The organism is Methylobacterium jeotgali, from assembly GCF_022179345.1.
Classification (GTDB): Bacteria; Pseudomonadota; Alphaproteobacteria; order Rhizobiales; family Beijerinckiaceae; genus Methylobacterium; species Methylobacterium jeotgali.
On the sequence record NZ_BPQR01000046.1, the window covers coordinates 1 to 26,892 of the forward strand.

Annotated in this window: 29 protein-coding genes; 20 read left to right on the forward strand and 9 right to left on the reverse strand. The window is 73.2% G+C overall.

What is annotated here, in order from left to right:
- The 9 genes from MFF04_RS14115 to MFF04_RS14155 form a co-directional block, all read left to right on the forward strand.
- Window positions 1-853: vWA domain-containing protein (locus tag MFF04_RS14115; RefSeq protein WP_238276663.1), on the forward strand; the 853-nt coding region annotated here is incomplete at its 5' end.
- Window positions 853-1,764 (forward strand): tetratricopeptide repeat protein, encoded by a 912-nt coding sequence (locus MFF04_RS14120; RefSeq protein WP_238276665.1) that lies wholly within the window; start codon window positions 853-855, stop codon window positions 1,762-1,764. The genes MFF04_RS14115 and MFF04_RS14120, both read left to right, overlap by 1 nt.
- A gap of 92 nt (window positions 1,765-1,856) precedes the next feature.
- The gene (locus MFF04_RS14125) at window positions 1,857-3,113 is read left to right on the forward strand and encodes a hypothetical protein (protein ID WP_238276776.1); all 1,257 of its coding nucleotides are present in this window, start codon (window positions 1,857-1,859) and stop codon (window positions 3,111-3,113) included.
- Between the two features lie 73 nt (window positions 3,114-3,186).
- Window positions 3,187-3,558 carry a hypothetical protein gene (locus tag MFF04_RS14130; protein WP_238276667.1) on the forward strand — a complete coding sequence of 124 codons (372 nt, stop codon included), beginning with the start codon at window positions 3,187-3,189 and terminating at the stop codon, window positions 3,556-3,558.
- A 93-nt stretch (window positions 3,559-3,651) separates the two neighbouring features.
- Complete coding sequence (panC, locus tag MFF04_RS14135) at window positions 3,652-4,515, forward strand: pantoate--beta-alanine ligase (protein WP_238276669.1); 864 nt, start codon at window positions 3,652-3,654, stop codon at window positions 4,513-4,515.
- 98 nt (window positions 4,516-4,613) lie between these two features.
- A complete protein-coding gene (locus tag MFF04_RS14140) occupies window positions 4,614-5,585 on the forward strand; it encodes an NAD-dependent epimerase/dehydratase family protein (protein ID WP_238276671.1) in 972 nt (323 codons plus the stop codon).
- Window positions 5,585-6,913, forward strand: a complete 1,329-nt coding sequence (locus MFF04_RS14145) for an HAD-IIIA family hydrolase (RefSeq protein ID WP_238276673.1) — start codon at window positions 5,585-5,587, stop codon at window positions 6,911-6,913. The genes MFF04_RS14140 and MFF04_RS14145 overlap by 1 nt, the downstream gene beginning before the upstream one ends.
- Window positions 6,910-7,938, forward strand: a complete 1,029-nt coding sequence (locus MFF04_RS14150; protein WP_238276675.1) for a GHMP family kinase ATP-binding protein — start codon at window positions 6,910-6,912, stop codon at window positions 7,936-7,938. Before MFF04_RS14145 ends, MFF04_RS14150 begins: the two co-directional genes overlap by 4 nt.
- Window positions 7,939-7,976: 38 nt before the next feature.
- Window positions 7,977-8,606 carry a cysteine hydrolase family protein gene (locus MFF04_RS14155; RefSeq protein ID WP_238276677.1) on the forward strand — a complete coding sequence of 210 codons (630 nt, stop codon included), beginning with the start codon at window positions 7,977-7,979 and terminating at the stop codon, window positions 8,604-8,606.
- Window positions 8,607-8,612: 6 nt separating this feature from the next.
- Here the strand turns inward: MFF04_RS14155 and MFF04_RS14160 are convergent, their stop codons facing one another.
- A complete protein-coding gene (locus MFF04_RS14160; RefSeq protein ID WP_238276679.1) occupies window positions 8,613-9,011 on the reverse strand; it encodes a DUF3775 domain-containing protein in 399 nt (132 codons plus the stop codon).
- Window positions 9,012-9,144: 133 nt separating this feature from the next.
- On the opposite strand from MFF04_RS14160, the gene dapB reads away from it, so the two are divergent.
- The 4 genes from dapB to MFF04_RS14180 all read left to right on the forward strand — a co-directional run bounded on the left by dapB (window position 9,145) and on the right by MFF04_RS14180 (window position 12,399).
- Window positions 9,145-9,942 (forward strand): 4-hydroxy-tetrahydrodipicolinate reductase, encoded by a 798-nt coding sequence (dapB, locus tag MFF04_RS14165; RefSeq protein WP_238276681.1) that lies wholly within the window; start codon window positions 9,145-9,147, stop codon window positions 9,940-9,942.
- Between the two features lie 96 nt (window positions 9,943-10,038).
- Window positions 10,039-10,674: a 2,3-bisphosphoglycerate-dependent phosphoglycerate mutase gene (locus MFF04_RS14170; protein ID WP_238276684.1), complete on the forward strand. Its 636-nt coding sequence runs from the start codon at window positions 10,039-10,041 to the stop codon at window positions 10,672-10,674.
- Between the two features lie 7 nt (window positions 10,675-10,681).
- Entirely contained in the window at window positions 10,682-11,329 is a 648-nt protein-coding gene (locus MFF04_RS14175) for an alpha-ketoglutarate-dependent dioxygenase AlkB family protein (RefSeq protein ID WP_238276686.1), read from the forward strand.
- A gap of 74 nt (window positions 11,330-11,403) precedes the next feature.
- Window positions 11,404-12,399 (forward strand): hypothetical protein, encoded by a 996-nt coding sequence (locus tag MFF04_RS14180; RefSeq protein WP_238276687.1) that lies wholly within the window; start codon window positions 11,404-11,406, stop codon window positions 12,397-12,399.
- 3 nt (window positions 12,400-12,402) lie between these two features.
- Here MFF04_RS14180 and chrA read toward each other — a convergent pair whose 3' ends face one another.
- The 3 genes from chrA to MFF04_RS14195 all read right to left on the reverse strand — a co-directional run bounded on the left by chrA (window position 12,403) and on the right by MFF04_RS14195 (window position 16,190).
- Window positions 12,403-13,818, reverse strand: a complete 1,416-nt coding sequence (chrA, locus tag MFF04_RS14185; protein ID WP_238276689.1) for a chromate efflux transporter — start codon at window positions 13,816-13,818, stop codon at window positions 12,403-12,405.
- A gap of 1 nt (window position 13,819) precedes the next feature.
- Window positions 13,820-14,647, reverse strand: coding sequence for a chromate resistance protein ChrB domain-containing protein (locus MFF04_RS14190; RefSeq protein ID WP_238276691.1), 828 nt, complete (start codon window positions 14,645-14,647; stop codon window positions 13,820-13,822).
- Window positions 14,648-14,756: 109 nt separating this feature from the next.
- The gene (locus MFF04_RS14195; protein ID WP_238276693.1) at window positions 14,757-16,190 is read right to left on the reverse strand and encodes an FAD-linked oxidase C-terminal domain-containing protein; all 1,434 of its coding nucleotides are present in this window, start codon (window positions 16,188-16,190) and stop codon (window positions 14,757-14,759) included.
- Between the two features lie 258 nt (window positions 16,191-16,448).
- On the opposite strand from MFF04_RS14195, the gene MFF04_RS14200 reads away from it, so the two are divergent.
- Together MFF04_RS14200 and MFF04_RS14205 are read left to right on the forward strand one after the other, a co-directional pair.
- The gene (locus tag MFF04_RS14200) at window positions 16,449-16,814 is read left to right on the forward strand and encodes a c-type cytochrome (RefSeq protein ID WP_238276695.1); all 366 of its coding nucleotides are present in this window, start codon (window positions 16,449-16,451) and stop codon (window positions 16,812-16,814) included.
- Between the two features lie 162 nt (window positions 16,815-16,976).
- On the forward strand, window positions 16,977-17,171 hold the full coding sequence (locus MFF04_RS14205; protein WP_238276697.1) for a hypothetical protein: 195 nt from the start codon (window positions 16,977-16,979) through the stop codon (window positions 17,169-17,171).
- A 10-nt stretch (window positions 17,172-17,181) separates the two neighbouring features.
- Here the strand turns inward: MFF04_RS14205 and MFF04_RS14210 are convergent, their stop codons facing one another.
- The 3 genes from MFF04_RS14210 to MFF04_RS14220 all read right to left on the reverse strand — a co-directional run bounded on the left by MFF04_RS14210 (window position 17,182) and on the right by MFF04_RS14220 (window position 18,959).
- The gene (locus tag MFF04_RS14210) at window positions 17,182-17,688 is read right to left on the reverse strand and encodes a MarR family winged helix-turn-helix transcriptional regulator (RefSeq protein WP_238276698.1); all 507 of its coding nucleotides are present in this window, start codon (window positions 17,686-17,688) and stop codon (window positions 17,182-17,184) included.
- 153 nt (window positions 17,689-17,841) lie between these two features.
- Window positions 17,842-18,810, reverse strand: coding sequence for a site-specific tyrosine recombinase XerD (locus MFF04_RS14215; protein ID WP_283206374.1), 969 nt, complete (start codon window positions 18,808-18,810; stop codon window positions 17,842-17,844).
- Entirely contained in the window at window positions 18,807-18,959 is a 153-nt protein-coding gene (locus tag MFF04_RS14220; protein ID WP_238276699.1) for a histidine kinase, read from the reverse strand. The genes MFF04_RS14215 and MFF04_RS14220 overlap by 4 nt, the downstream gene beginning before the upstream one ends.
- Before the next feature lie 299 nt (window positions 18,960-19,258).
- On the opposite strand from MFF04_RS14220, the gene MFF04_RS14225 reads away from it, so the two are divergent.
- From MFF04_RS14225 to MFF04_RS14240, 4 genes are all read left to right on the forward strand, one after another.
- Window positions 19,259-19,888, forward strand: a complete 630-nt coding sequence (locus tag MFF04_RS14225) for a shikimate kinase (protein ID WP_238276700.1) — start codon at window positions 19,259-19,261, stop codon at window positions 19,886-19,888.
- 8 nt (window positions 19,889-19,896) lie between these two features.
- Complete coding sequence (gene aroB / locus MFF04_RS14230) at window positions 19,897-21,021, forward strand: 3-dehydroquinate synthase (RefSeq protein WP_238276701.1); 1,125 nt, start codon at window positions 19,897-19,899, stop codon at window positions 21,019-21,021.
- Window positions 21,022-21,149: 128 nt separating this feature from the next.
- A complete protein-coding gene (locus tag MFF04_RS14235) occupies window positions 21,150-22,448 on the forward strand; it encodes an HlyC/CorC family transporter (protein ID WP_238276702.1) in 1,299 nt (432 codons plus the stop codon).
- 118 nt (window positions 22,449-22,566) lie between these two features.
- Window positions 22,567-23,730, forward strand: coding sequence for a GGDEF domain-containing protein (locus MFF04_RS14240; RefSeq protein ID WP_238276703.1), 1,164 nt, complete (start codon window positions 22,567-22,569; stop codon window positions 23,728-23,730).
- Window positions 23,731-23,752: 22 nt separating this feature from the next.
- On the opposite strand, the gene metW is transcribed toward MFF04_RS14240, so the two are convergent.
- Both metW and metX read right to left on the reverse strand, forming a co-directional pair.
- On the reverse strand, window positions 23,753-24,457 hold the full coding sequence (gene metW, locus MFF04_RS14245; RefSeq protein WP_238276778.1) for a methionine biosynthesis protein MetW: 705 nt from the start codon (window positions 24,455-24,457) through the stop codon (window positions 23,753-23,755).
- A gap of 151 nt (window positions 24,458-24,608) precedes the next feature.
- Window positions 24,609-25,829, reverse strand: a complete 1,221-nt coding sequence (gene metX, locus MFF04_RS14250; protein WP_238276704.1) for a homoserine O-acetyltransferase MetX — start codon at window positions 25,827-25,829, stop codon at window positions 24,609-24,611.
- 173 nt (window positions 25,830-26,002) lie between these two features.
- On the opposite strand from metX, the gene MFF04_RS14255 reads away from it, so the two are divergent.
- Window positions 26,003-26,857 (forward strand): chorismate mutase, encoded by an 855-nt coding sequence (locus tag MFF04_RS14255; RefSeq protein WP_238276705.1) that lies wholly within the window; start codon window positions 26,003-26,005, stop codon window positions 26,855-26,857.
- Window positions 26,858-26,892: the final 35 nt, after the last annotated feature.

The following is a 26,892-nucleotide window of genomic DNA, read 5'->3' on the forward strand; positions in this document are numbered from 1 at the left end:
GCGGGCGGCGTGGCGGGCGGCGCCGCTCGGCGACTGGGCGCGGGCCGTCGACCCCGCCCTGATGGCGGCCCTGCGCCGCCGGGGGGCGGTGCTCGGCGGGCGCCGGCAGGCGAACCTCGCCGCAGCGCTCGCCGCCGGGCTGACGGCCCTGGCGCTGACCGGGCCGGCGGTGGAGCGGGCGGACGCCACGACCTTCCGCAACCTCGACGCCCTGGTCCTCGTCATCGACCTCTCCCGCTCCGTCGGCGAGGGCGGCGACCTGAAGGCCGTGCGCCAGACCGCGCAGGGGCTGGCGGAGGCCGCCGGCACCCGCCCCGTGGCGGTGGTGGTCTACGCGGGCGACGCCTACCTCGCCGCACCTCCGACCACCGACCGCGACAGCCTCGGCACCACGCTCTTCGCGCTCGACGCCGACACCGTGCCCGACCGAGGCAGCCATCCCGAGCGGGGGCTGGCGCTCGCCCGGCGGACGCTGGGCGAGGGCGAGACCGTCGCCGCCGACGTGGTGCTCGTCAGCGACGGCGACGGCATTGGCGACGCGGCCCGCCGCGAGGCGGAGGCGATCCGCGCGAAGGGCTGGCGCCTCGCCACCCTGTTCGTGCCGCCGGCCAAGACCCTGCCGCCGGGCGCGCCAAAGCCTGATCGCTCCGCCCTCGACGCCCTGGCGCGGGCCGGCGGCGGGCCGGCCGCCGAGATCGGCGCGCCGGGGCCGGTGCTCGACGCGGTCGGCGCCGGCACGGCAGGCCACCTCGCCGCCGGGGGCTACGCCGTGCTCGCCTATGCCGATCTCGGCCGCTGGCTGCTGCTGGCCGCCGCCATCCCCGCCCTTCTCCTGTTCCGCAGGAGCGCCTGATGGCCGGCCTCACGCTCCCTTCCCTGCGGACGCCCGCCGGCCTGCCCCCCCGCTGGCGGCGGGGGATGCGGCTCGCCGGCCTCGGGCTCGCCGGCCTCGGCCTGCTGGCGCTCGCCGCCGTCTCCGAGCCCCGCAACGGGCTCGGGCGGCTGCTGATCGGGCTCGGGGCGCCGGGACTCGCGGCACAGGTGCTCGCCGATCCGGCCTGGCGCGGCCCCGCTCTCTACGAGGCCGGTCGCTACGCCGAAGCCGCCGAGGTCTTCAGGCGGGCGGGCAAGCGCGGCGCCTACAACCTCGGCAACGCGCTGGCCAAGCTCGGCGACTACGACGGCGCCATCGCCGCCTACGACGCGGCGCTCGCCTACAACCCCCGCGACGCGGATGCCCGCGCCAACCGGGCGCTGCTCGCCCGCCTCGTCGCCGAGGCGATCGACCGTGGAGGCAACGGCGGCATCGCCAACGCCACGGGGCAGTACGGCGCCCGCTACAACAACACCGCCAACCACGACCAGAGCGACGACATCCAGGCGACCTCGAGCGGCGAGGGGCTGGCCGGCAACCGCGAGGCGAATTCCAGCGCCTCGCTACCGGGCAACAGCAAGGTGTCGCGCCGCGGCAAGGCCGAGCAGCAGGCCCTCGATTCCGGCGGCGGCGAGGCCCGCGGCTCGGTGGGCGACGCCGAGGGCAAGGGCCGCAAGGGCGGCGGCTCGGCCATGGTCGCCGAGTCGCCGGAGCGGGAGGCGCGCCGGGTGACGAAGAGCTTCGAGGCCCACGAGATCAGGCCGGACCGGCTGTGGCTGCGCACGCTCCCCGACGATCCCGGCCGCTACCTGAAGCTGCGCCTCAAGGCCGAGCAGGCCCGCCGCGTCGAGGCCGGCACGGCGATCCCCGCCGGGAGCAACCCGTGGTGAGGGGAATCTTCTCGTGCGAGTGCTCGCGCACCCGCGATCCGGCGCATGGGCGCCGACGCCCGTTCGGGCTTGCGCTTCGCGGGCGGGTCCTTATCGGCATCGTGCTGCTGATTGGGTCGATCGGTACGGCCCGCGCCGAGATCGAGCCCGGCGACCTCACCCTCACCGTCACGCCGGAGCTGAACGGGGGCGCCGCCCCCTACGCCCGCGAGATGGTGCTGCTGCGCATCCACGGGGTCTACCGCCAGCAGATCCTCTTGGAGGAGATGATCCAGCCGACGCTCGCCAACTTCTCCTGGACGCAGCTCGGGCGCGACCGCTGGAGCCGGGAGCGCCTGCCGGACGGGCAGGTGGCGCTGGCCCTCGACCGGGTGATCGCCGTCTTCCCCCATCATGCCGGCGACTTCACGATCGACCCCTTCGTCCACCGCGTCACCGTCAACGACGCCGGCGCCCGCCGGGTCGTCGACGTCCGCTCCGCGCCGATTCGGCTGCCGGTCGCCCCCTGGACGGGCAAGGGCGGCGGCCCGGAGGTCAAGGAACCCTGGTGGCTGCCGGCCCGCGACGTGACGATCACCGATTCCTGGTCGCCCGACCCGGAGACCCTGAAGATCGGCGAGTCGGCCCGGCGCATCGTCACGATCGAGGCGGCAGGGCTTGTCGCCGAAGGCCTGCCGCCGCGCCCGGTGATGCGCACCCGCGGCATCCTCACCTTCGCCGGGCCCGTCACCCGGGAGACGATCATCACGCCGACGGGGCCGGTGGCACGGGCGACCTACCAGTGGGACGTGCGGCCGGCGATCGGCGAGATCATCCCCCTAGACGCGATCGGCATCCCCTGGTTCGACACGGTGTCGCGGACGATGCGGGAGGCGGAGATCCCTGCCCGGCAGATCGGCGGTGGCCTGCCCGACCAGGAGCGGGACGCCGCGCCGACCCGCGCCGCGCCCTGGGTGGCGGCTGCGGCGGGGCTCGCCGCCTTCGGCCTCGGGCTCGCGCTCGTCGGCGTCAGTACCGGAAGGCCGCGCCTGCGCCTGGACGCCGCGCGGCGGCGGGCGCTGGCCCGCGCCGCCGAAGCTGGCGACGCACGGGCCCTGCGGGCCGCCTACGCCGAGTCGGCCGGGGCCGAGCCCGCTCTCGCCCGCCTCTGGCGGGAGGACGCGGAGATCGTCCGGGGGCTCGCCGCCCTCGATGCCGGGCTCTACGCGCAGGGAGGGGCGGCTCCCGACCGCGCCGGGCTGCGCGCCCTCGCCCGCACTCTCGCCCGCTCGCGCAAGGCGCCGGCCGCGACGGCCGCCCGGCCCGACCCGCTCCTGCCCCTCGACGGGCCCGCGAGACCGGCCCGGTAACGAAGCGTTCACCATGGCCTGCGAGGCTCGCGCCGTGACCGGCGAGCCGACCATTTCCAGGGACAGGAGCCCCATGCGCCGCGCCGCGCGCGCGCTGGCACTGCTCGGCATGCTTCCTTGCGCCACCTTCGCCGCCGATCTCGACGGCCCCTTCCCTGCGGGACCGCCAGGGGCCCCCTATGGCGATCCCGTCGATCTCGGCCCCCCCACCCCGCGCTACTTCCCCCGGGGTGACGGCGCCGACGAGGTGCTGAGCTATCCGGTGCCGCGCCGCCGCGTCGTCGGCTGCATCCCGCGCCGGGCCCTGGTGCCGACCAACGCGCCGGACGACCCGAGCTTCGTCGGCTCCGAGTACGGGCTCTCCCGGCCGAGCTACTACGGCATGACGCCGCCCCGCGGGGTCGACGACCCCTTCGGCCGCCCGGTCCTGCCCTATTGCCGCTGAGGCGGCCGGCGGCGAAAGCACTGGAAACTCGCGCGGCCCGCGCTTACCTCGCGACCCGTCGCGGGCGCGCCCGCGCTCCGACCGGGTCCCGCCATGCCGCTCCACCGTCTGCCGACGCTCCAGCGCTTCGAGACGCTCGCGCCCCTGCGGCGGGCGACGGGCGCCTGGCGGGCGGCCGGCGAGCGCATCGTGCTGGTGCCGACCATGGGCGCTCTGCACGAGGGCCACCTGGCGCTGATCGCGCACGCCCGGCGTCTCGGCGATCGGGTGGTGGCGAGCATCTTCGTCAACCCGACCCAGTTCGGCCCGAACGAGGACTTCGCCCGCTACCCCCGCGACACCGAGACCGACCTGCGCCTGCTCGCCGAGGCGGGGGCCGACGCCGCCTGGACGCCGGAGGTCGCGACGATGTACCCGCCGGGCTTCTCTACGAGCGTGCGGGTCTCCGGCCTCACGGAAGGGCTGTGCGGCGCCTTCCGGCCCGGCCATTTCGAGGGCGTGGCGACGGTGGTCGTGAAGCTCCTCAACCAGGTCCGCCCGCACGCGGCGCTGTTCGGCGAGAAGGACTACCAGCAGCTCCAGGTGATCCGCCGGGCCGCCCGCGACCTCGACCTCGACGTCGCGATCGAGGGCATGCCGACCCGGCGCGAGACGGACGGGCTCGCCCTGTCCTCCCGCAACCGCTACCTCAGCCCGGCGGAGCGCGCGATCGCCCCCCGGCTCTACGCGGTGCTGGCGCGGATCGCGGACGCCGCCGGCCGGGGCGAGGCGGCGGCCCCGCTCCTCGATCGCGGCCGGGCGGAGCTGGAGGCGGCGGGCTTCGGGCCGGTGCAGTACCTGGAGATCCGCGACGCCGAGAGCCTCGCCCCCGTCGAGCGGGTCGAGCGGCCCGCCCGCGTGCTGGCGGCGGCCTATCTCGGCCGTACCCGGCTGATCGACAACCTCCCCATCGGGTAGAGCGTCGGCGCGGACCGCTTGCGGGAGCGCCGGGCGGACCGCTACGGTCCTCCTCTCGCGAGGACGCGCCCGGCAGGCATCCCTTGGACATTCACGTCGTGACCGGAGGGGCGGGCTTCGTCGCCGCCAACCTCATCCCGAGGCTTCTGAACGGGGGCGCCCGGGTGCTGGCGCTCGACGATTTCTCGCGGGGCCTGGCGGAGCACTGGGCGCCGTTCCGGAACGAGCCGCGCTTTGCCGGCGCGCAGGTCGACTGCTCGGACGCCGACGCCCTGCGCGGGGCGATCGAGCGCGCCCGAGGCGAGGACCGGGTCGCGGAGGTCTGGCACCTCGCGGCGAACTCAGACATCCCGGCGGGCATCCGCGATCCGCGGGTCGACCTCAAGGACACCTTCCTCACGACCTTCGCCGTGCTCGCGGTCATGCGCGACCTCGCGATCCCGGCGATCCGCTTCGCGTCGAGCTCCGCGGTCTACGGCGACCTCGGCGAGACCGCGATCCACGAGGCGAGCGGTCCCCTGGAGCCGATCTCGAACTACGGGGCCATGAAGCTCGCCTCGGAAGCGCAGATCCGGGCGGCCGTCGAGAGCGACGGGATCCGCGCCGACGTGTTCCGCTTCCCCAACGTCGTCGGCGTGCCGGCCACCCACGGGGTGATCCTCGATCTCCTGCGCAAGCTGAAGGCGACGCCCGACCGGCTCGACGTGCTCGGCGACGGCACGCAGACGAAGAGCTACCTCCATGTCGAGGAGCTGATCGAGGCGATGCTGTTCATCGCGCGCACGGCGAGCGGCGCCTACAACGTCTTCAACATCGGCCCGCGGGACGAGGGCGTGAGCGTGCGCCGCATCGCCGAGACCGTGCGCGACGCCGCCGCGCCCGGCGCCGCGATCCGCTTCGGCGAGGGCGGGCGCGGCTGGGTCGGCGACGTGCCGCGCTTCCGCTACGACACGGGCCGGCTCGCCGCGCTCGGCTGGCAGCCGCGTCTCGGCTCGGAGGATGCGGTCCGCCGGGCGGTGGCGCAGATCGCCGCCCAGGAAGAGGCCGTCCGACGAGAGGCTCGCGCCTGATGCAGGCGGTGATCCTCGCCGGCGGCAAGGGCACACGGCTCGCCGAGCGGCTCGGGCCCCTGCCGAAGCCCCTCGTCGGCGTCTGCGGGGTGCCGCTCCTGGAGCGGCAGCTGCTTCAGCTCCGGGCGAACGGGGTCACGGAGGTCGTGATCCTCGTCAACCACGCCGCCGACCGGATCGAGCGCTTCGTTGAGGGGTTCCTCGTCACCCATGACGGGCTGTCCGTCACCACCGTCGACGACGGCGCGCCGCGGGGCACCTCCGGCGCACTGCTCTCGGTGCTGGACCGATTGCAGGAGCGCTTCCTCGTCGTCTACGGCGACACGCTGTTCGAGATCGACGTCGCCCGCTTCGGTGACGCCCATCGCCGCTCCGGGGCGGACGCGACGCTGTTCCTGCACCCGAACGACCACCCCCACGATTCCGATCTCGTCGAGACCGGGGAGGACGGGTTCGTGATCCGCTTCCACCCGAAACCCCATCCCGAAGGCGCGGCGCTGCCGAACCTCGTGAATGCGGCCTTCTACATGGTCGAGCGGGCGGCGCTCCTGCGCTGGCGGGACTTCCCGGAGCCCTCCGACTTCGGCCGCGACCTGTTCCCGGCGATGCTCGCCGCCGGCCAGCGGCTCTTCGGCTACAACAGCTTCGAGTACATCAAGGACCTCGGCACGCCCGCCCGGCTCGATAAGGTCGAGGATCATCTCCGCCGGGGCGTCGTCGCCCGCGCCGCCCGCGGACGGCGGCAGCGATGCGTGTTCCTCGACCGGGACGGGACCCTCAATCGGCCCCGCGGCCACGTCGCCAGGCCCGAGGACCTCGTGCTGATCCCCGGCGCGGCCGAGGCCGTGCGCCGCCTCAACGAGGCCGAGTTTCGCGTCGCGCTCGTCACCAACCAGCCGGTCCTGGCGCGAGGCGAATGCACGGAGGAGGGCATGCGGGCGATCCACGCCCGGCTCGACATGGAGCTGGGCCGGGCCGGGGCCTGGCTCGACCGGGCGTACCTCTGCCCGCACCATCCGGACGCGGGCTTTCCCGGCGAGGTGCCGGCGCTCAAGGTCGCCTGCACCTGCCGCAAGCCCGAGCCGGGACTGATCCTGAGGGCGGCCGAGGAGCTCAACGCCGATCTCGCCCGCTCCTGGATGATCGGCGACACCACCTCCGACATGCTCGCCGCCCGGCGCGCAGGCGTGCGCGGCATCCTGGTCCGCACCGGCGAGGGCGGCCGCGACGGCCGCTACGAGGCCCCGCCCGAGCACGTCGCCGACGATCTCGCCGCGGCGGTCGGCCTCATCCTGGCGCAGGATGTGAGGCGGGAATCGGCGGCATGATCATCAGCCGGACGCCCCTGCGGATGAGCTTCGTCGGCGGCGGCAGCGACATGCCCGAGTTCTACCGGCGCCACCGCGGCGCCGTGGTGAGCACGGCCATCGACAAGTACGTCTACGTCAACATCAACCGGAAGTTCGACGGCGGCATCCGCCTCGCCTACTCGAAGACGGAGGAGATCGACGCCGTCTCCGAGATCGAGCACCGGCTCTTCAAGGCGACCTTCGAGCGCATCGGCCTGCGCGGCGGCGTCGAGATCGCCACCATCGCCGACATCCCCTCGCGGGGCACCGGGCTCGGCTCGTCGAGCACCTTCACGGTGGGGCTCATCAACGCGGTCTTCGCCTATCTCGGGAGCCACGTCTCGGCGGAGAAGCTCGGGCGGCTCGCCTGCGAGATCGAGATCGAGCGCTGCGGCGAGCCGATCGGCAAGCAGGACCAGTACGCGGCGGCCTTCGGCGGCCTCAACCTCATCGAGTTCAACGCCGACGACAGCGTGCAGGTGACGCCGATCATCATGCCGCAGGACCGGAGGGAGGCCTTCGAGCGGCGGGTGCTCGTGTTCTACACCGGGCTGACCCGCAGCGCCTCGGGCATCCTGCGCCAGCAGTCGGAGGCGGTGGCCGGCGACGGCGCCAAACGCGAGGCCCTGACCCGCATGGTCGGGCTCGCCTACGCCTTCCGCGACGCGCTCCAGGAAGCCGATTTCGACGGGGCCGGCGACATCCTCCACGAGAACTGGGCCCTCAAGAAGAGCCTCGCCAGCGGCATCACCAGCGCCGACATCGACGGCTGGTACGAAGCCGGGATGCGGGCCGGCGCACAGGGCGGCAAGCTCCTCGGAGCGGGCGCGGGCGGCTTCCTCGCCTTCCTGGCGCCCCCCGACCGTCACGCCGCGATCCGCGCGGCGCTGCCCGCGCTCCGCTCCGTCACCTTCCGGTTCGATCCGCTCGGCAGCCGGATCATCTTCTACAACCCCACCACCCTCGAGGCCGTGCCGCTGCCGGACCCGAGAGCAGGTCCTTAGCCGGGAACGCCGGCACCGCCGCGGGGTTGGCCGGGGCCATGAAAGAAGCCGACATCGCCAAGGCCGGCGCGTCGCCCGAGGGCGAACGCCTCGGCGCCCGCTGCGCCCATCTCTGCGTCGACATGCAGCGCCTCTTCGCGGAGGACACGGAGTGGCGCACGCCCTGGATGCCCCGGGTGCTGCCGCGCGTGACCCGCATCGCCGAGGCGCATCCCGAGCGCACGATCTTCACCCGCTTCATCCCCGCCGCGCGGCCCGGCGAGGGCCGGGGCACCTGGGCCGCCTACTCCGAGCGGTGGGCCTCGATGACGCTGGAGCGTCTCGCTCCCGGCCTCGTCGACCTCGTGCCCGAGCTCGCCCGCCTGGTGCCGCCGGCCACGGTGATCGACAAGCGGGTCTACTCGCCCTGGCTCGACACCGGCCTCGACGGGCTGCTGCGGGAGCGGGGCGTCGAGACCCTGATCGTGACCGGTGCCGAGACCGACGTCTGCGTGCTCGGCGCGGTGCTGGGCGGCGTCGACCTCGGCTATCGCATCCTCCTCGTCACGGACGCCCTCTGCAGCTCCTGCGACGAGGCGCATGACGCCCTGCTGCTGATGTACCACGCCCGCTACGGCCAGCAGGTCGAGACGGTGACGACCGATGAGCTGCTGGCGCGCTGGGCCTGACCTCGCTCAGGCCTGGGGCAGGTCCGGGGTGATGCCGAGCCGGTCGAGCCCCTCGGCGAGAAGGTCGCCGCCGTCCGGCTGGCGCAGGATCTCGCGCACGGCGCCCTCGCCCGCCGCCTCCCGCTCGCGGGCGAAGCGCACCGCGCCCTCCCAGTCCTCCGGCTCCATGTCGCCGCGCCCGACATAGAGCAGCGCCAGAAGCTCGGCCCGCTGGTCGTCGTTGAGCCCGGCGATCATCGAGCGGACCTCGGACTCCGTGGCGTCGTCGGTGCCGGAGACGAGCACGTCGGTGGCGCCGTCGTCGATCGGGTTCGAGCCGGAATCGGGGTCCGTCACCCCCTCCTTCACGTCGACCGCCCGCAGGCGCAGGATGATCTCGGTGACCGTATCGGGGGCAATGTCCATGTCCGTCTCCGCTGCGTAAGGCCGTGGCTTCGACAACACCCGAGCCGGGAGCCGGTTCGCGCTCCTCCCTTGGCACCCTCCGCCGGAGCCTGTACCCGCGAGGCGGCGCGATCGGCGCGGGAGGTCTTGAGCGATGCGGCTCGTCGTGGTCGGCGCCGAGGGGCGCATGGGGCGGATGCTGGTGCGGGCGGTGGCCGCCGCCGAGGGCTGCACGCTGTCGGGCGCCATCGAGCGCGAGGGCTCGGTCGCCCTCGGGCAGGATGCCGGCACGCTCGCGGGCATCGGGCCGCTCGGCGTCCCTGTCACCGACGACCCGCTCGCCGCCTTCGTCGAGGCCGAGGGCGTCCTCGACTTCACGGCGCCGGCCGCGACGCGCTTCTTCGCCGAGCTCGCCGCCCAGGCCCGCATCGTCCACGTCGTCGGCACCACGGGGCTGTCGGAGGACGACCTCAAGCGCCTGGAGGCCGCCTCCCGGCACGCGCGCATCGTGCGCTCGGGCAACATGTCGCTCGGGGTCAACCTGCTCGCCGGGCTGGTGCGCAAGGTCGCCGCCGCGCTCGGCGAGGAGTTCGACATCGAGATCGTCGAGATGCACCACCGCATGAAGGTCGACGCGCCGTCCGGCACCGCGCTCCTCCTCGGCGAGGCGGCGGCGGAGGGGCGCGGCGTCGTGCTCGGCGACCGCCGCGTCTCCACCCGCGACGGGCATACCGGCGCCCGCAACCCCGGCGACATCGGCTTCGCGACGCTGCGCGGCGGCAGCGTCGTCGGCGACCATTCCGTGGTCTTCGCCGGCCCCGGCGAGCGCCTGACGCTCTCCCACCACGCCGAGGACCGGGAGATCTTCGCCCGCGGCGCCGTGCGCGCGGCGCTCTGGGCCTTCGACAAGAAGCCCGGCCTCTATTCGATGACAGACGTGCTCGGGCTTTAAGCACGCCGGCGGATCGTCGCGGCCCGCGCTTGGGGGCCGCGCCCCGCTCTGTTAGGAGCGCGGGACGAAGTCTCCCTCCGCAAGGACCGACACCCGATGGAGCGCCTGCTCGTCCTCGCTCGCCACGGCCAGAGCGAATGGAACCTCAAGAAGCTCTTCACCGGCTGGCGCGACCCGGACCTGACGGAGCTCGGCGTCGAGGAGGCGAAGAAGGCCGGCCGCTGGCTCCTCGACCAGGGCTACCGCTTCGACGTGGCCTTCACCTCGAACCTCAAGCGCGCCCAGAAGACCTGCTCGCTGATCCTCGGGGAGATGGACCTCGCCGACATCGAGGTGGTGCGCGCCGCCGCCCTCAACGAGCGCGACTACGGCGACCTCTCGGGCCTCAACAAGGACGACGCCCGCGAGCGCTGGGGCGCCGAGCAGGTCCACGAGTGGCGCCGCTCCTACGACGTGCCCCCACCCGGCGGCGAGAGCCTCAAGGACACCGCCGCCCGCGTGCTGCCCTACTACATCGAGCACATCCTGCCGCGCGTCATGGCCGGCGACCGGGTGCTGGTGGCCGCCCACGGCAACTCCCTGCGCGCCCTCATCATGGTGCTGGACCGGATGACGCCGACGACCATCGCCAGCCTTGAGATCGCCACCGGCATCCCGATCGTCTACCGCCTGCGGGCCGACACCACGGTCGCCATGAAGAGCGTGCTCGACCGCGACATCGACGAGCACTGAGGTCGCTGTGCCGGCGCGCCCCGTCATCCTCGCGCCGGGCCTCGTCCACCATCCAGGCTGGCTCGATCGCGCGGCCCAGGCCCGCCTCGCGGCGGAGGTCGAGGCGGTGCTGGTAGCAGCCCCGCCCTTCACGCCGCGGATGCCGCGTACCGGAAAACCCTTCTCGGTGCGGATGTCGAACGCGGGCCCCCTCGGCTGGGTCTCCGACGCGGGCGGCTACCGCTACCAGCCGACGCATCCCGAGACCGGCGCGCCCTGGCCCGCCCTTCCGCCGCTGGCGCTCGCGGCCTGGGCGGCGCTCGCCGGCTACCCCGCCCCGCCGGAGGCCTGCCTCGTCAACCTCTACGGGCCCGAGGCGCGGATGGGGCTGCACCAGGACCGCGACGAGGATGATCTCGACGCCCCCGTGCTCTCGCTCTCCCTCGGGGCGCCGGCCCGCTTCCGCTACGGCGGGCTCTCCCGCAGCGACCCGACCCGCTCGATCCGCCTGGAGCCCGGCGACGCGCTGGTGATGGGCGGCGCTTCCCGCCTCTGCCACCACGGCGTCGACCGGGTGCTCAAGGCCGCCCCCGATCTCCTCGACCCCGGCGGCTCCTTTCCCGCACCGGGCTGGCGCTGCAACCTGACGCTCCGGCGCGTCACCCGCCCCGCTTGACAGGAGGCGGGCGGGAGCCGACGCATCGGGTCTGCGGAGCCCGATCGAACGCCGCAGGGAGTGAGACCATCGCCATGCCGCTGCTGAAGAATCCGCAGAGGACGCGCCGCGCGGGCCCCCTCCTCCGGACGGGGACGGCCCTCGGGCTCCTGCTTCTCTCAAGCCTTCCCGCCAGCCTTCCCGCCCTGGCCGAGACGGTCTTCCCGCCGGGCTCCCGCTTCGGCTTCGAGGCGCCCTCCGACATGTCGGTGTCGCGCCGCTTCACGGGCTTCGAGCGCCGGGAGGGCGGCGCCACGGTCTCCATCGTCGAGTTGCCGCCGAACGCCTTCCCGGACCTCGCGGCGAGCTTCACCGACGAGAGCCTCAAGGCCCAGGGCTTCGTCGTGCAGAAGCGGGAGGCGGTGAAGATCGGCGCCGCCGACGCCTACCTGTTCACCGGCGAGCAGCCGGCGGACGCCGCCGCCGGGACGCCGGCGGTGAAGAAATGGCTGCTCCTCGTCGGCGACGCGAGCGTCACCGGTATCATCATCGCCCAGTGCCTGCCGAGCGCCGAGACCGAGGCCTCGATGCGCGCCATGCTCACCGGGGCCATCGTGCGCCAGGCGCTGAGCCTCGACGAGCAGGTCCAGGCCCTGCCCTTCACGATCGGCGATCCGGCGGGCTTCCGGCCGGTGCGCGTGCTCGCCGGCAACTCGGTGCTGCTGACCAAGGGCCCCAAGGACCAGATGACGAGCCTGGAGCAGCCGATCCTGGTGCTCGCCCAGGCCGTCCAGACGCCGCCGACCGCCGAGCAGCGGGACGGCTTCGCCCGCTCGGCGCTCTACTCGAACCAGACCATGAAGGACTTCGTGATCGAGCGCTCGCAGAGCTACCGGCAGAACGGCGTCGACTGGCACGAGATCGTGGCCCGTGCCAAGGACCTGCCCTCGGAGACGCCTGTCGTCGTCGCCCAGACCATCCGCTTCGCCCCCGACGGCTACCTGCGCGCGGTGGGCGTCGTCCGCGAGGACCAGCGCGCGGGCACGCTCGCCAAGTTCCGCGAGGTCGTGGACAGCGTGCAGATCAAGTAGGCCTCACACGAGGCCGGAAAGGCGCAGCAGCAGCCCCGCCACGGCGCATCCCGCCAGCACGGGCAGGATGCCGAGCCGGAGGCCGAACACCGCCGCGAGCGCCGCCACCGACAGGGCGGCGGCGAAGGGATCGAGGCTCGCCAGGACCGGCACGTCGAGCCGCAGCGGCCCGGCGCTGAACGCCCGCGTCTGCGCGAACAGCGTGTGCAGGGCAAACCACAGCGACAGGTTGAGGATCACGCCCACGACCGCCGCGGTCACGGCCGCCAGTGCTCCGGCCAGCGCCCGGTTGCCGCGCAGGCGCTCGACATGGGGCGCGCCGAGGAAGATCCAGAGAAAGCAGGGCAGGAAGGTCACCCAGGTGGTGAGCAGCCCTCCCAGCGTCCCCGCCACGAGAGCCGGCAGCACGCCGGGCTGGCGGAAGGCCGCCATGAAGCCCACGAACTGCGTGACCATGATGAGCGGGCCGGGCGTGGTCTCGGCCATGCCGAGCCCGTCGAGCATCTCGCCGGGCCGGAGCCAGCCGTAATGGTCGACGGCCTGCTGGGCGACGTAGGCCAGGACCGCGTAGGCGCCGCCGAAGGTCACCAGGGCCATCTGCGAGAAGAACACCGCGATGCGGCCGAAGACATTGTCGGGGCCGAGGAGCGCGAGGAGCGCCAGCACAGGGGCGAGCCACAGGCCGCCCCAGAGCGCGAGCATCCGCAGGGCGTGGCCGCGCGGCGCTCCGGACGCGGCGGCGTCGTCGCCGAGGAGGTAGGGGCCGGGATCGTCGGCGGGCGCGCCGCCATGGCCCGCTCCGGCCAGGAAGGCGGGCAGGCCGGCGCGCGCGCCGAGATAGCCTGCGAGGGCCGCCGCCAGCACGATCGCGGGGAAGGGCAGGTCGAAGGCGAAGATGCCCACGAAGGCCAGCGCCGCGATCGCGACCATCGCCGGCCCCTTCAGGGCGCGCCGGCCGATGCGCACCACCGCCTGCAGCACGATGGCAAGCACCGCCGCCTTGAGGCCGAAGAAGAGGCCGGCGACGGGGCCGGTGCTGCCGAGGAGCGCGTAGAGCCAGCTCAGCGCCATGATCGCGACGAGGCCCGGCAGCACGAACAGCCCGCCGGCCACGAGCCCGCCCCGCGTGCCGTGCATCAGCCAGCCGACATAGGTGGCGAGCTGCTGCGCCTCGGGCCCCGGCAGGAGGGTGCAGAAGTTCAGCGCGTGCAGGAAGCGCCGCTCGGAGATCCAGCGCCGCTCCTCGACCAGAACCCGGTGCATCACCGCGATCTGCCCGGCCGGGCCGCCGAAGGACAGCGCCGCGATCTTCAGCCAGACCGGCAGCGCCTCGCGCAGGGTGACGGGCGTCGGCGGAGGCCCGTCGCCTGCCCGTGCGGCAGGTGCGGTCGTCGAGGGCTCGCTCGGGAGACCGTGCATGTCAGTCCCTCGTCTTCCGGGCCGTGGGCCAGTCGTGCGTCTCGCCCACCGCATCGCGGCACCAGCGGTAGAAGGCGTCGTAGATGAGCATCCCGGCATCGAGCTGGGCGAGGTCGTCGCCGTACATCCGCGACAGCCCGAGCGAGACGGCGAGGAGGCCGGCAACCTCGGGCGCGAGGTCCGGCCGGGCCGTGTCGGCCCCGCGCACGATGGTGGCGAGCCGCAGGAGCGGCTCGGTCGCGAGCCCGAGTTCCTCGATCATCACGTCGAAGGTGCAGGCGGGTCCGCGATGGCTCCAGATCGCGGCGGGATCGTCGATGTCGAAGGGGGCCGCCGCGAAGCGCTCCGCGACGCCGGCAACCTCGGCCGCCGGAACGAACAGCACCATCGCGAGCGGATCGACGAAGCGGCGGATCAGCCACGGACAGGCGATGCGATCGATCTTGGGCCGGGCCCGCGTCACCCAGACCGTGCGGCCGCGATGATCCCGGCGGGGCAGCTTCGCTTCGGGCACCGCCGGCAGGCCGGCACGGATCCAGGCGGCCAACCCGCCTTCCAGAATCTCGGCCCGGTGACCGTGGCCGCGCAGGAGCGCCGCGACCCCGTGGGAAAGGGCGCCGCCGTCGCCGCAGACGATCACCACGCCGCGTTCGCCGACGGACGACGCCCAGTCGCCGATCCGGTCCTCGGAACGGCGCAGGCTCGCGGGCACGAGGACCGGCGCTTCGGTGAAGGCATCCTCGGTGCGGACGTCGATGACGATAGGCGCGTTCGGCGTGCCGGTCAGGCGCGCGAGCTTATCGGCGGAGATCGCGTTGAAGGCGGGCATGGCGCGTCCGAGCATGGGAGCGGGACGCGATACTTCGGCCTGTCGCCTCGTGGGGAGATCGCCGTCCCCTCACGCGCCATAGGCCAGGACCGGCCGCCGCCTGTCAAGCTCAGGCGGCGACACGCCCTTCCAGCGGGAAGACCTTGGCGGGGTTCATGAGCCAGGCGGGATCGAAGACGTTGCGCACCCGCATCTGCTGCTCGAGATCGGCCTGGGCGTACTGGAAGCGCATCAGCTCGCGCTTCTCGATGCCGACCCCGTGCTCGCCGGTGAGGCAGCCGCCGACCTCGACGCAGAGCTTGAGGATCTCGTCGCCCGCCGCCTCCGCCGTCTCGATCTGGCCGGGGGTGTTGATGTCGAAGAGAATCAGGGGGTGCAAGTTGCCGTCGCCGGCATGGAAGACGTTGGCGACGCGAAGCCCCTTCTCGGCGCAGATCGCCCCGATCCGCTCCAGCACGTAGCCGAGGCGGCCGGTGGGGATGGTGCCGTCCATGCAGATGTAGTCGGAGATGCGGCCCGTGGCGCCGAAGGCGGACTTGCGGCCCTTCCAGATCGCGGCGCTCTCCGCCTCGGAGCGGGAGACGCGCAGGCTCGTCGGCCGGAAGCCCTGCGCGATCGCCTCGATGCGCCCGAGCATGTCGTCGATCTCGGCGTTCGACCCCTCGACCTCGATGATGAGCATCGCCTCGGCGTCGCGGGGATAGCCGGCCTGGGCAAAATCCTCGGTGATGAGGATCGCCTCCCGGTCCATGTACTCGATCGCCACGGGGATGATGCCGGCGGCGATGATCGCGGCGACGCAGTCGCCCGCGTCCTCGACCGAGGAGAAGCCGACGAGCGCCGGCCGGGCCCCCTCGGCGGCCCGCAGGATGCGCACGCTCGCCTCGGTGACGATGCCGAGCTGCCCCTCCGAGCCGCAGATCAGGCCGAGGAGATCGTAGCCGCCGGCATCGAGGTGGCGCCCGCCGATCTCGACCACGGTGCCGTCGTTCATCACCAGGGTGACGCCGAGCAGGTTGTTGGTGGTGACCCCGTATTTCAGGCAGTGCGCCCCGCCGGAGTTCATGGCGATGTTGCCGGCGATGGTGCAGGCGAGCTGGCTCGACGGGTCCGGGGCGTAGAAGAAGCCCTCGTGGGAGACCGCCCCGGAGATGGCGAGGTTGGTGATGCCCGCCTCGACCCGCGCGGTGCGGTTGGCGAAGTCCATGTCGAGGACGCGGGTCATCTTGCCCACCCCGAGGATGATCGCGTCCTCCTGGGCGATGGCGCCGCCGGCGAGCGAGGTGCCGGCGCCCCGGGGCACCACCCGCACGCCGTTGGCGTGGCAGAAGGCCATCACCGCGGAGACCTCGGCCGTGGTCGAGGGCAGGACGACGGCGAGCGGCAGCTTGCGGTAGGCGGTGAGCCCGTCCGACTCGAACGCCCGGCGCTCGTCCTCGCTCGTCACCAGCGCCTCGGCGGCCACCAGCGGGCGCAAGCCTTCGATGATCGCGTCGCGGCGGGCGACCACGCCCGGATCGGGCTCGGGAAACCGGATCGACATCGGGCGCCTCCCTGACGGTTGGACGACGCCGGCTTCAGCCGGCGCTCAGCATCCCCGGAGCAGTCTACCGTCGCCGCTCCCGGCCGAAGTTTAACTGAAACGCTTCCAGGCCATACCGGAAATGTCAGGCGGCGAAGGGGCTTCCATTCGCCGCAGGCGCCCTAGATGGCCCTTCCGCAGTTTCAAACTTGACCTGTTCTAAACCCGAAGCTCGGCTATAAGCCGTTGCCCCATGTCTCAACGGAGGAGGAAACACCCATGCGTCACCTGATCCTCGGCGCGGTCCTCGCGCTGTCCCTGCCGCTCGCGGCGCAGGCGCAGGAGGCCGGCGACGCGGCGGCCGGCGAGAAGGCCTTCGCGCCCTGCAAGGCCTGCCACAACTTCGAGAAGAACGGCGTCGGCCCGCAGCTCAAGGGCATCGTCGGCGAGAAGGCCGGCCAGGGCCGCGACGGCTACAACTTCTCGGCCGCGCTCAAGAACTCCGGGATCACCTGGGACGAGGCCAACCTCAAGGAGTGGCTGAGAGACCCGAAGGCCAAGGTGCCCGGCACCAAGATGGTCTTCCCCGGCATCAAGGACGACAAGAAGCTCGCCGACGTCATCGCCTACCTGAAGACGAAGTAGGTTCGGCACGCTCCGATGCGAAGGCCGCCCCCGCCGGGGCGGCCTTTTTCGTTTGCGCCAGGCAATGGGGCCGCCCTGTCATGCCCGCCGACACGCGGGCACGCGGCCTTAAGGAAGTGTCAACGATCTATATACACCCTCAGTTGTATAGAGGGGGTCGATATGGTTGCACATCTGCTTTCCAGGGACGACGGCGAGGCTGCGGCGCTATCGCATCGCCTCGACCTTCTCGAGCAGGTGCTCGACAGCGCCATCGAGCTGCGGGCGCTCGTGGACATGACGGGCATCGCCTCGCTCCAGCTGCTCGCCGAGATGATGCTGCGCGAGGCGAGCCGCGAGATCGACGCCGCCGTCTGATCTGCGCGGCCTACTGCGCGCCCTCGTGGAGGCCGTCGCGCAGGGCGACGATGTGGTCGAGAAGCGCGCGGCGCTTGTCCAGGTCGAGACCGGTCATGCCGCCGGCCTGGTCGGGGATGCAGGACATCGCGCCGTGCAGCGCCCGCCCCTTCGGGGTGAGGAAAATGCTCACCTGCCGCTCGTCGGCGCGGTCGCGGGTGCGGCGCACATGCCCGGAGGCCTCGAGGCGCTTCAGCAGCGGCGTCAGGGTGCCGGAGTCGAGGAAGAGCCGCCCGCCGATCTCCTTGACCGTGAGGCCCTCCTGCTCCCAGAGCACCATCAGCACGAGATACTGCGGGTAGGTCAGGTCGTGGGCGGCGAGGAGGCCCCGATAGGCCCGCCCGAAGGCGTGCGCCGCCGAGTAGACCGCGAAGCAGAGCTGGTTGTCGAGACGCTGCGGATCGGACGCGGGCGCGCCGTCCTCCCGCACGGGCGGGAGAGCCTCGCGGCGCGTCTCGGTCTTGTCTTGGCCCCGCATGGGTCGGCTCCTCGGCGGCTTGCCCGCGTGTGCGAGTGCCAGCGCTTCGCTTGTCAAGCTGTAATTTTACCGTGCCTATCGCAGCCGCACAATCACCCTTTCCGACGCGGGGGGCATGCACATGCCGCGATCTGCTGGAACGAGCGCCGCAGATCAGGCCTCGCCGTCCATCAGCGGATGCAGGTCGCGGACCATGCCCTTGAGCCGTGCGTCGAGGACGTGGGTGTAGATCTGGGTCGTGGCGATGTCGGCATGGCCGAGCAGCTCCTGGACCACGCGCAGGTCGGCACCGTTCTGGAGGAGATGGCTGGCGAAGGCGTGGCGCAGCACGTGGGGGCTGATCCGGTCGGCCCGGATGCCGGCAGCGCCCGCCGCCGCCTTGAGGTCGCGGGCGAAGGCCTGCCGGGTGAGGTGCCCGCTCTCGCTGTCGGCGGGAAACAGCCAGAGCCCTTCGGCGGGCAGATGCGCGAGATGGGCGCGCATGGCCTCGCGCGCGACCTCCGTCAGGGGCACGATGCGCTCGCGGCCGCCCTTGCCGCGCACCACGAGGTAGCGCTCCCGCGTCGTCGCGGCGGAGCGCGGCAGGGCGACGAGCTCGGAGACGCGCAGGCCCGTGGCGTAGAGGGTCTCCAGCAGGCACAGCATCCGCGCCGCCCGCCCCGCCTCACCATCGTTGGCCGCGAGGCCGATCCGCTCGCGGGCGACGGCGAGCAGCCGGTCGACCTCGGCGACGCCGAGCACCTTGGGCAGCGGGCGGGAGCGGCGCGGCCCCGCCACCGGCGCACCGGGATCGCCCGACGCCAGCCCCTCCGCGTAGAGGAAGCGGTGGAAGCCGCGCACGCAGGAGAGCCGCCGCGCCGCGGAGGCGCCGCTGAAGCCGCGCTCGGCGAGGCCGGCGAGATAGTCGCGCAGCGTCCCCGCCCCGACCGCGTCGAGGGCGATTCCGGCCTGCGCGAGATGGGCGATGTAGTCGTCGAGGTCGCGGGCGTAGGCGTCGAGGGTGTTGCGCGCCGCGCCCCGCTCGGCGGCCAGCATGTCGAGATAGGCCGCGACCTCCGGCCCCGGCTTCGGCGCGGCCGCCCGGCGCGCCTTCGGGCCCGCGGAAGGGCGGCCCGCCGTCACCGACCGCCCGGCTGCAGCTTCGCGGCGGGGATCGTCACGCTCATCTCGCGGGGCGTCGGCTCGACGAAGGTGGCGAGCGCGAACATGCCGGCGAAGGCGAGCCCGGCGAGGATCGCGATGGTGGCGAGAAACCGGAACAGGGTCGGCACGGCGGTCGAACCTCGATGGGGCCGGAGGCGGCGCGCCCCCGCGATCCCTCCGGCCATGAACGCGCGGACCGGTGAATCAAGCCGTAACAGCGGCGGATCCGGCCGACCGCACCTCGATCAGACGTCGCCCCGTGAGAACCATGGCCGCCGCCGCCTGGCAAGCACCGCGATGCAACAGAGGCCCGTCCCGCACTTCTTGAGCGCGCGGCGCTTCGTCGGGACGCGGAAACGCGATAAGACGCGCTCACCATGTCAGCCCCCAGGACGATGCGGCGCGCGCGGACGCCGCGATCCCACCGATGAGCGAACCCGAGCCTCGTGCGGAGAACCTCCGCGCGGACGAGCACGGGCCGCCGATCGAGCTGCGCGTGCGTCGCGCCCTCGGCGCGCGCTCGATCGTGCTCGTCGGGCTGATGGGCGCGGGCAAGAGCACCGTCGGGCGGCGGCTCGCCGGGCGGCTCGGCATGATCTTCAAGGACGCCGACAACGAGATCGAGGCGGCGGCCGGCCTCACCATCCCCGACATCTTCGCGATCTACGGGGAGCCGAGCTTCCGCGAGGGCGAGGAGCGGGTCATCGGCCGGCTCCTGCGCGAGGGGCCGCTCGTCATCGCCACGGGCGGCGGCGCCTTCATGCGCGAGACCACGCGCGAGCGCATCCGCGAGAGCGGCGTCTCGGTCTGGCTCAAGGCCGAGCTCGACGTGCTGATGCGCCGGGTGCGCAAGCGCGGCAACCGTCCCCTCCTCCAGACCGAGGACCCGGAGGAGACGATGCGCGCCTTGATGGAGGCGCGCCATCCCGTCTACGGCGGGGCCGACGTGGCGGTGCTCTCCCGCGAGGTCTCCCACGACCGGGTCGTGCAGGACGTGCTCGAGGCGCTCGACCAGCATCTCGATCCGCCCTCCAGCGAGGGCGTCGCCGCGCAGTGAGCGAGACAGTGAGCAAGCCTTCCCCCCATCTCACGGTCCACGTGCCCCTCGACGGGGGCCGCGACTACGACATTCTGATCGGCCGCGGGCTGATCGCGGGCGCCGGCGGGCGCGTCGCGGCGCTGAAGGGCCGCGCGGCGGTGATCGTCAGCGACGAGACCGTCGCCGCGCTCTACGCCGCGCCCTTGCGGGAGAGCCTGGAGGCGGCGGGCCTGCGCTCGGGCCTCGTCACGGTGCCGCCGGGCGAGGCCTCGAAATCCTACGGCTGCTTCGCCGCCGTCTGCGACGGGCTTCTCGCCCACAAGGTGGAGCGGGGCGACCTCGTCGTGGCGCTCGGGGGCGGGGTGGTCGGGGATCTGGCGGGCTTCGCGGCCGCGAGCCTGCGCCGGGGCGTGCGCTTCGTGCAGGTGCCGACCTCGCTGCTGGCGCAGGTCGATTCCTCGGTCGGCGGCAAGACCGGCATCAACTCGCCGCTCGGCAAGAACCTCATCGGCGCCTTCCACCAGCCGCGCCTGGTGCTCGCCGACACCGCCACCCTCGACACGCTCTCGGAGCGCGAGATGCAGGCGGGCTACGCGGAGGTGGCGAAGTACGGGCTCATCGGCGACGCCGGCTTCTTCGACTGGTGCGAGGCGCATTGGGCCGGCATCTTCTCGGGCGGTCCGGAGCGGGACGAGGCGGTCGCCGTCTGCTGCCGGGCCAAGGCCGGGGTCGTCGTCCGCGACGAGCGCGAGGACGGCGAGCGGGCGCTGCTCAACCTCGGCCACACATTCGGGCACGCGCTCGAGCGCCTCACCGGCTACGACGGCGCCCGGCTCGTCCACGGCGAGGGCGTGGCGATCGGCCTCGCGCTGGCCTTCCGCTTCTCGGCACGCCTCGGGCTCTGCCCCGGCCAGGATGCGGGGCGCGTGGCCAACCACCTCGCCATGGCCGGCCTGCCGACGACGCTGGCGCAGGTGCCCGGCGGCTGCGGCGACGCCGACGCCCTCCTCGACGCCATGGCTCAGGACAAGAAGGTCCGCGACGGGGCGCTGACCTTCATCCTCGCCCGCGGCATCGGGAAGAGCTTCATCGCGCCGGGCATCGACCGGGCGGAGGTCCGCGCCTTCCTCCAGGACGAGCTCGCGGCGTGAGCGGGCGGCCTCGCCGGAACCGGTCCTCGGGGACGGACGGCGGAGGCCCGCTCCGGCGCGGAATGCGCTAAGGCAGGCGCCGCGCGTGGCGCGGGACCGGCAGGTCCGCGCGCCGAGGATGATCGCTGATGGAAGCCCATATCGACCTCTGGCTCGCGGCGAGCATCGTCGCGATGTCGCTCCTGCTGTCGGCCTTCTTCGCCGGGGCCGAGACCGCCTTCACCGCCGCCTCCCGGGCGCGGATGCTCTCGCTCGAGAACGCGGGGGACGCCCGCGCGGCCATCGTCAACCGCATCCTGGCGGTGCGCGAGCGCTTCATCGGCGCCATGCTGATCGGCTACAACATCGTCGCCATCGGCGCCTCGGCCTTCATGACGAGCGTGCTGACGGCGGTGTTCGGCAAGAGCGGCGTCCTCTACGCGACGGCCGTGATGTCGGTGCTCGTCATCGTCTTCGCCGAGGTGCTGCCGAAGACGCTCGCCATCACCAAGGCCGAGCAGGCGGCCCTGCTCATGGCCCGGCCCGTCGCCTTCGCGGTGGCGCTGCTGGGGCCACCCGCCCTGGCGATCGAGGCGGTGGTGCGCCTGATGCTGCGCCCCTTCGGCGTCAGCATCGGCGAGCACCAGTCGATCCTCTCGCCGACGGAGGAGATCCGCGGCCAGGTGGCGCTGCTCCACCGGGAGGGCGGCGTCGCCAAGGCGGAGCGCGACATGCTCGGCGGCCTCCTCGACCTCTCCGACCTGTCGGTTTCGGAGGTGATGGTCCACCGCACCACCATGCGCACCATCGACGCCGACCTGCCCTCGCAGGAGATCGTGCGCGAGGTGCTGGCCTCCCCCTATACCCGCATGCCCCTGTGGCGGGGCACGCCGGAGAACATCGTCGGCGTCCTGCACGCCAAGGACTTGCTCCGGGCCCTCGACGCCGCCGGGGGCGACGCCTCCCGGCTCAGCGTCGAGGCGCTGGCGCTCGAGACCTGGTTCGTGCCCGGCACCACCTCGCTGCGCGACCAGCTCAAGGCCTTCCTCACCCGCAAGACCCATTTCGCCCTCGTCGTCGACGAGTACGGCGAGGTGATGGGCCTCGTGACGCTGGAGGACATCCTGGAGGAGATCGTCGGCGACATCGCCGACGAGCACGACGTGGCGGTCTCGGGCGTCCGCGTGCAGCCGGACGGCTCGGTGAACGCCGATGGCGGGGTGCCGATCCGCGACCTCAACCGGGCCATGGACTGGAACCTCCCCGACGAGGAGGCGACCACGATCGCCGGTCTCGTCATCCACGAGGCCCGCACCATTCCCGACCAGGGCACCGCCTTCAACTTCTACGGCTTCCGCTTCAAGGTGCTGCGCAAGGCCCGCAACCGGATCGCGACGCTGCGGATCACGCCGCTCCCGCCCCCGCCGGCGGCCAAGCGGGAGGACTGAACACCCCCGCCGCGACCCCGTGGCGCCGATCGCAGCTCGGCCTTATCAACCGGTCCGCGACATCCTAGAGTTATGATTCGCTCCGGTGGGTCCCACCGGAAGCTGCCGGACCGGAGCGATGATCCTCGATCGATCGACCCTGCTCGTCGTCACCTGCGTGCTGACCTTCGCGGTCGGCTGCCTGTTCGTACTCTCCTGGAGCCAGGCACGGGACACGCGGGCGCTCGCGACCTGGGGCCTCGCGCACCTAGTCGCGAGCGCCGGCTCGGGGTTGATCGCGCTGCGCGGCGTCGTCCCGGACGCCCTGTCCATCGGGCTCGCCAACGTCCTCATCCTGTCCGCCTACGGGCTGCTCTGGAGCGGGCTGCGGCTCTTCGAGGGGCGCCCCGCCCTGCCGGTCGCGGCGCTGGCCGGCGGCGCGGCCTGGATCGTGCTCTGCCTGGTGCCGTCCTTCTACGCCAGCCTGTCGGCCCGGATCGTCGTGGCCTCCTGCCTGGTGACGCTCTACTGCGCCCTGGCCGCCCGCGAGGTCTGGCGCGGGCGCGACGAGGCCCTGGTCTCCCGCTACCCGGCGCTGGCGCTGATCGCGACCTGCGGCATCGTCTACGCGGTACGGGTGCCGATCGCGATCCTCACGGTGCCCGCCCCGGGCAACGACCTCCTCGAGTCGCCCTGGGTCGTGGCCGTGTGCTTCGTGAGCATGCTGTTCACGGTGGGGATCGCCTTCACCCTCATCACCCTCACCAAGGAGCGGGCCGAGCACGTCCAGCGCCGCGCCGCCGAGACCGACCCGCTGACGGGACTGCTCAACCGGCGCGCGCTGACGGAGCGGAGCGCGGCGATCCTCGCCCACAGGAGCCGGCCGGCCTGCCTGCTCGTGTTCGACCTCGACCACTTCAAGCGGGTCAACGACACCTACGGCCACGAGGTCGGCGACGGCGTGCTCGTCGGCTTCGCGACCCTGGCGCGCGGCCTGCTGCCGCCGGAGGCGGTTCTCGGCCGGCTCGGCGGCGAGGAGTTCGCCTGCCTGCTGCCGGACCGGAGCCTGGACGAGGCCGCGGCGGCGGCGGGACGGGTGCGTCTGGCCATGGCCGAGATCGCGCGGGCGCAGCTGCCGGGTCTGGCGCTCGGCGTCAGCGTCGGCGTCGCGCAGCGGCCGCGGGGCCGGGCGATCGGCTTCTCGGCCCTGATGCGGGAGGCCGACGCGGCGCTCTACCGGGCCAAGGGCGCCGGCCGCAATCGGGTCGAGCTCGCCCGAAGCCGCCCGGCCGCGGCGGCCTGAGAGGCGCTTTCCGAGCGCCGCCTCAGCGGCCCCGGCGGAGCAGGAACACCCCCTGCGCGCCGATCAGGTTCCAGACCCACCAGGGCAGCGAGAAGCGCATCTCGTGGCCCCGCGCATCGAGCGCGGTGGCCCTCTCGATCCGCGCCCCGACCTCCCGGCAGAGGCCGACGAAGTCCCGGATCGTGCAGTGGTGGATGTTGGGCGTCTCGTACCAGGCCTCCGGCAGGATCTCGGTGACGGGCATGCGGCCCCGGAAGGCGAGCTCGGCCCGCACCCGCCAGTGCCCGAAGTTCGGGAAGGAGATCACCACCTGCCGGCCGATGCGCAGCAGGTGCTCCAGCACGATCCTCGGGTTGCGGGTCGCCTGGATGGTCTGGGAGAGCACCACCACGTCGAAGGCGTCGTCGGGATAGTTGGCGAGATCGGTGTCGGCGTCCCCCTGGATCACCGAGAGGCCGCGGGCGAGGCAGGCGTTGACGCCCTCGCGGGACAGTTCGATGCCGCGCCCGTCGACGCTGCGCCGGTCCCGCAGCAGGGCGAGCAGGGTGCCGTCGCCGCAGCCGATGTCGAGGACCCGCGCCCCGTGCGGCACGAGCCCGAGCACGATGAGGTGGTCGACGCGCTCGGACCCGCTCTCGGGCGAGCGCGGCAGCTCCCCGGCGCTCCGCCACGGCGCCGAGGCGGCGCCGCCGACCGGCAGCAGGGCATCGTCGTTGCGCTGCTTCATCCCGCTCGACCGTGCGCGCATGTCCCGCCGCCCTCCGCGGGGGAGGGAGACGCCGCTTCCGGACGACCTGCACGCGGCAGGACGGCCGCCCGATCCCGCATCCGCGGGGCCCCCTCTCCCGCAGACGGGAGAGGGGCTCTTGCGTCGCGTCTCACAGGCCCCTCGCCCGCGCCGCCGCGTCGATGAAGCCCCGCGCCGCCGAGAACATCGCCGGCTCCTCGAGTAGGAAGGCGTCGTGGCCCTTGTCGCTCTCGACCTCGACGAAGGCCACGGGCGCGGCGGCCGCGTTCAGCGCGTGGACGATGGCGCGGGAATCCGCCGTCGGGAACAGCCAGTCCGAGGTGAAGGAGATCACGCAGAACCGGGTGCGCGTGCCCCGGAAGGCGTTGGCGAGCACGCCGCCATGGTCCTCGGCGAGGTCGAAATAGTCCATCGCCCGCGTCAGGTAGAGGTAGGCGTTGGCGTCGAAGCGCTCCACGAAGGAGAGTCCCTGGTGGCGCAGGTAGCTCTCGATCTGGAAGTCGGCGTTGAAGGAGAAGGTCGGCGCCGAGCCCCCCTGGAAGCGCCGGCCGAACTTGCGGTGCAGCGCCGGCTCCGAGAGGTAGGTGATGTGCGCGCCCATCCGTGCGACGCCGAGCCCCTTGGCAGGCCTCGTCCCTGCCTCGAGATAGCGCCCCTCCGCCCAGGCGGGATCGGCCATGATCGCCTGCCGTCCGACCTCGTGGAAGGCGATGTTCTGGGCCGAGTGCCGGGCCCCCGTCGCGATCGGCATCGCGGAGAAGACCCGCTCGGGAAAGAGCGAGGCCCATTGCAGCACCTGCATCCCGCCCATCGAGCCGCCGATGCACAGGAACAGGTCCGGGATGCCGAGCTTGTCCAGCAGCATCGCCTGGGCGCGGACCATGTCGCGGATCGTCACCAGCGGGAAGCCGAGCCCGTAGGGCCGGCCGGTGGCCGGGTCGATCGAGGCGGGGCCCGTCGAGCCCATGCAGGAGCCGACGACGTTCGAGCAGATGACGAAGTAACGGTCGGTGTCGACGGGCTTGCCCGGTCCGACGAGCCGCTCCCACCAGCCGGGCTTGCCGGTGACGGGGTGGGTGTGGGCGAAGTGCTGGTCGCCGGTGAGCGCGTGGCAGATCAGGACGGCGTTCGAGCGGTCGGCGTTGAGCGTGCCCGCCGTCTGGTAGGCGATCTGGAACGGCGCCAGGCTGACGCCGGCATCCATGGCGAGCGGCGTCCGCGCGTCGAAGCGGGCGACGGGGCTCGTCGGGTCATGCGCCTGCGCCGGCTCGAAGAGGCCGCGGCGCGCCTCGTCCGGCGCCAGGCTTTCGGCGGGGCCCGAAGGCGCCACGAGGTCGAGGGGAGTGTCCATGGCGTGTTCTGAGGACCGCCCTCGGCGGACGGCCGTCGCGGGGAGGTAGTATCGGCCGGGACGGGCGTCAACGAAAGGACCTTCCGGAAAGAGCCCCGCGCGCGCTGGCCCCGCGCGCCCCGCGATCGTAGAAGGGGCGGGCCTTCCGTCGAACCCGGCGCCGCATTCCCCGCATGCACACGCCCCAGCGGACCGCCCGAGAGGACCTCGCCGCGCTGCGCGCCGAGATCGACCGGATCGACGCGCAGATGCACGCGCTACTGATCGAGCGCGGCGCCATCATCGACCGGCTGATCGCCGCCAAGGGCGGCGCCGCGGCGGGCTCGGCCTTCCGCCCCGGCCGCGAGGCGGCGATGATGCGCCGCGTCGCCGAGCGCCACCGGGGGCTCCTGCCCCTCGACACGGTGGAGGGCATCTGGCGGGTCATCATCGCGACCTTCACCTACGTGCAGGCGCCGTTCTCGGTCCATGCCGACGTCTCCGGCGGCGACCCGGCGATGCGCGACTCCGCCCGCTTCCATTTCGGCTTCACGGTGCCCTACCGGCCGCATCCGAACCCGGCGGCGGTGATCGCGGCGGTGGCGGCCTCGCGGGGCGATCTCGGCATCTTCCGCTTCGACCCCCGCCGGGGCACGCCCGTCGCCGACGCCTGGTGGGAGGGGCTCACCGGGGAGGACCAGCCGAAGGTGATCGCCCGCCTGCCCTTCATCGAGCGGCCCCGGCACCCGGCGGGCACGCCGGTCTTCGTCGTGGCCAAGCCCCTCGACGACCCGGCCGCGGCACAGCGCGACTGGGTGCTGCTGGCGCTGCGCTGCCGCGCCTGGAGCGAGGCGGCGGAGCGGGCGCTCCACGATCTCTACGGCGAGGTGGTCTCCCGCGCCGACCCCCGCGGCGGGGCCGAGCGCCTGCTGCTGGCCGTCCCCGCCGGCGCCGCCCCCCGCGGGCTCGGCGACGCCCTCGACCGGGCCGGCGCCGGAGTCCTCACCCTCGACGAGGCCGGAAGCCACGCGGCGCGGTTCCGGGTGTGAGGCGGCGCCCCCCGCGCGGAGGGCGCCGGGAGAGC

Coding starts and splice junctions, on each gene's coding strand:
- MFF04_RS14240 (WP_238276703.1), top strand. CDS start 22,567: ATGATCCTCGATCGATCGACCCTGCTCGTCGTCACCTGCGTGCTGACC.
- MFF04_RS14190 (WP_238276691.1), bottom strand. CDS start 14,647: ATGCCCGCCTTCAACGCGATCTCCGCCGATAAGCTCGCGCGCCTGACC.
- MFF04_RS14195 (WP_238276693.1), bottom strand. CDS start 16,190: ATGTCGATCCGGTTTCCCGAGCCCGATCCGGGCGTGGTCGCCCGCCGC.
- MFF04_RS14205 (WP_238276697.1), top strand. CDS start 16,977: ATGGTTGCACATCTGCTTTCCAGGGACGACGGCGAGGCTGCGGCGCTA.
- MFF04_RS14210 (WP_238276698.1), bottom strand. CDS start 17,688: ATGCGGGGCCAAGACAAGACCGAGACGCGCCGCGAGGCTCTCCCGCCC.
- MFF04_RS14150 (WP_238276675.1), top strand. CDS start 6,910: ATGATCATCAGCCGGACGCCCCTGCGGATGAGCTTCGTCGGCGGCGGC.
- MFF04_RS14235 (WP_238276702.1), top strand. CDS start 21,150: ATGGAAGCCCATATCGACCTCTGGCTCGCGGCGAGCATCGTCGCGATG.
- MFF04_RS14180 (WP_238276687.1), top strand. CDS start 11,404: ATGCCGCTGCTGAAGAATCCGCAGAGGACGCGCCGCGCGGGCCCCCTC.
- MFF04_RS14120 (WP_238276665.1), top strand. CDS start 853: ATGGCCGGCCTCACGCTCCCTTCCCTGCGGACGCCCGCCGGCCTGCCC.
- MFF04_RS14160 (WP_238276679.1), bottom strand. CDS start 9,011: ATGGACATTGCCCCCGATACGGTCACCGAGATCATCCTGCGCCTGCGG.
- MFF04_RS14200 (WP_238276695.1), top strand. CDS start 16,449: ATGCGTCACCTGATCCTCGGCGCGGTCCTCGCGCTGTCCCTGCCGCTC.
- MFF04_RS14170 (WP_238276684.1), top strand. CDS start 10,039: ATGGAGCGCCTGCTCGTCCTCGCTCGCCACGGCCAGAGCGAATGGAAC.
- MFF04_RS14155 (WP_238276677.1), top strand. CDS start 7,977: ATGAAAGAAGCCGACATCGCCAAGGCCGGCGCGTCGCCCGAGGGCGAA.
- panC (WP_238276669.1), top strand. CDS start 3,652: ATGCCGCTCCACCGTCTGCCGACGCTCCAGCGCTTCGAGACGCTCGCG.
- MFF04_RS14145 (WP_238276673.1), top strand. CDS start 5,585: ATGCAGGCGGTGATCCTCGCCGGCGGCAAGGGCACACGGCTCGCCGAG.
- MFF04_RS14225 (WP_238276700.1), top strand. CDS start 19,259: ATGAGCGAACCCGAGCCTCGTGCGGAGAACCTCCGCGCGGACGAGCAC.
- chrA (WP_238276689.1), bottom strand. CDS start 13,818: ATGCACGGTCTCCCGAGCGAGCCCTCGACGACCGCACCTGCCGCACGG.
- MFF04_RS14255 (WP_238276705.1), top strand. CDS start 26,003: ATGCACACGCCCCAGCGGACCGCCCGAGAGGACCTCGCCGCGCTGCGC.
- metX (WP_238276704.1), bottom strand. CDS start 25,829: ATGGACACTCCCCTCGACCTCGTGGCGCCTTCGGGCCCCGCCGAAAGC.
- dapB (WP_238276681.1), top strand. CDS start 9,145: ATGCGGCTCGTCGTGGTCGGCGCCGAGGGGCGCATGGGGCGGATGCTG.
- metW (WP_238276778.1), bottom strand. CDS start 24,457: ATGAAGCAGCGCAACGACGATGCCCTGCTGCCGGTCGGCGGCGCCGCC.
- MFF04_RS14130 (WP_238276667.1), top strand. CDS start 3,187: ATGCGCCGCGCCGCGCGCGCGCTGGCACTGCTCGGCATGCTTCCTTGC.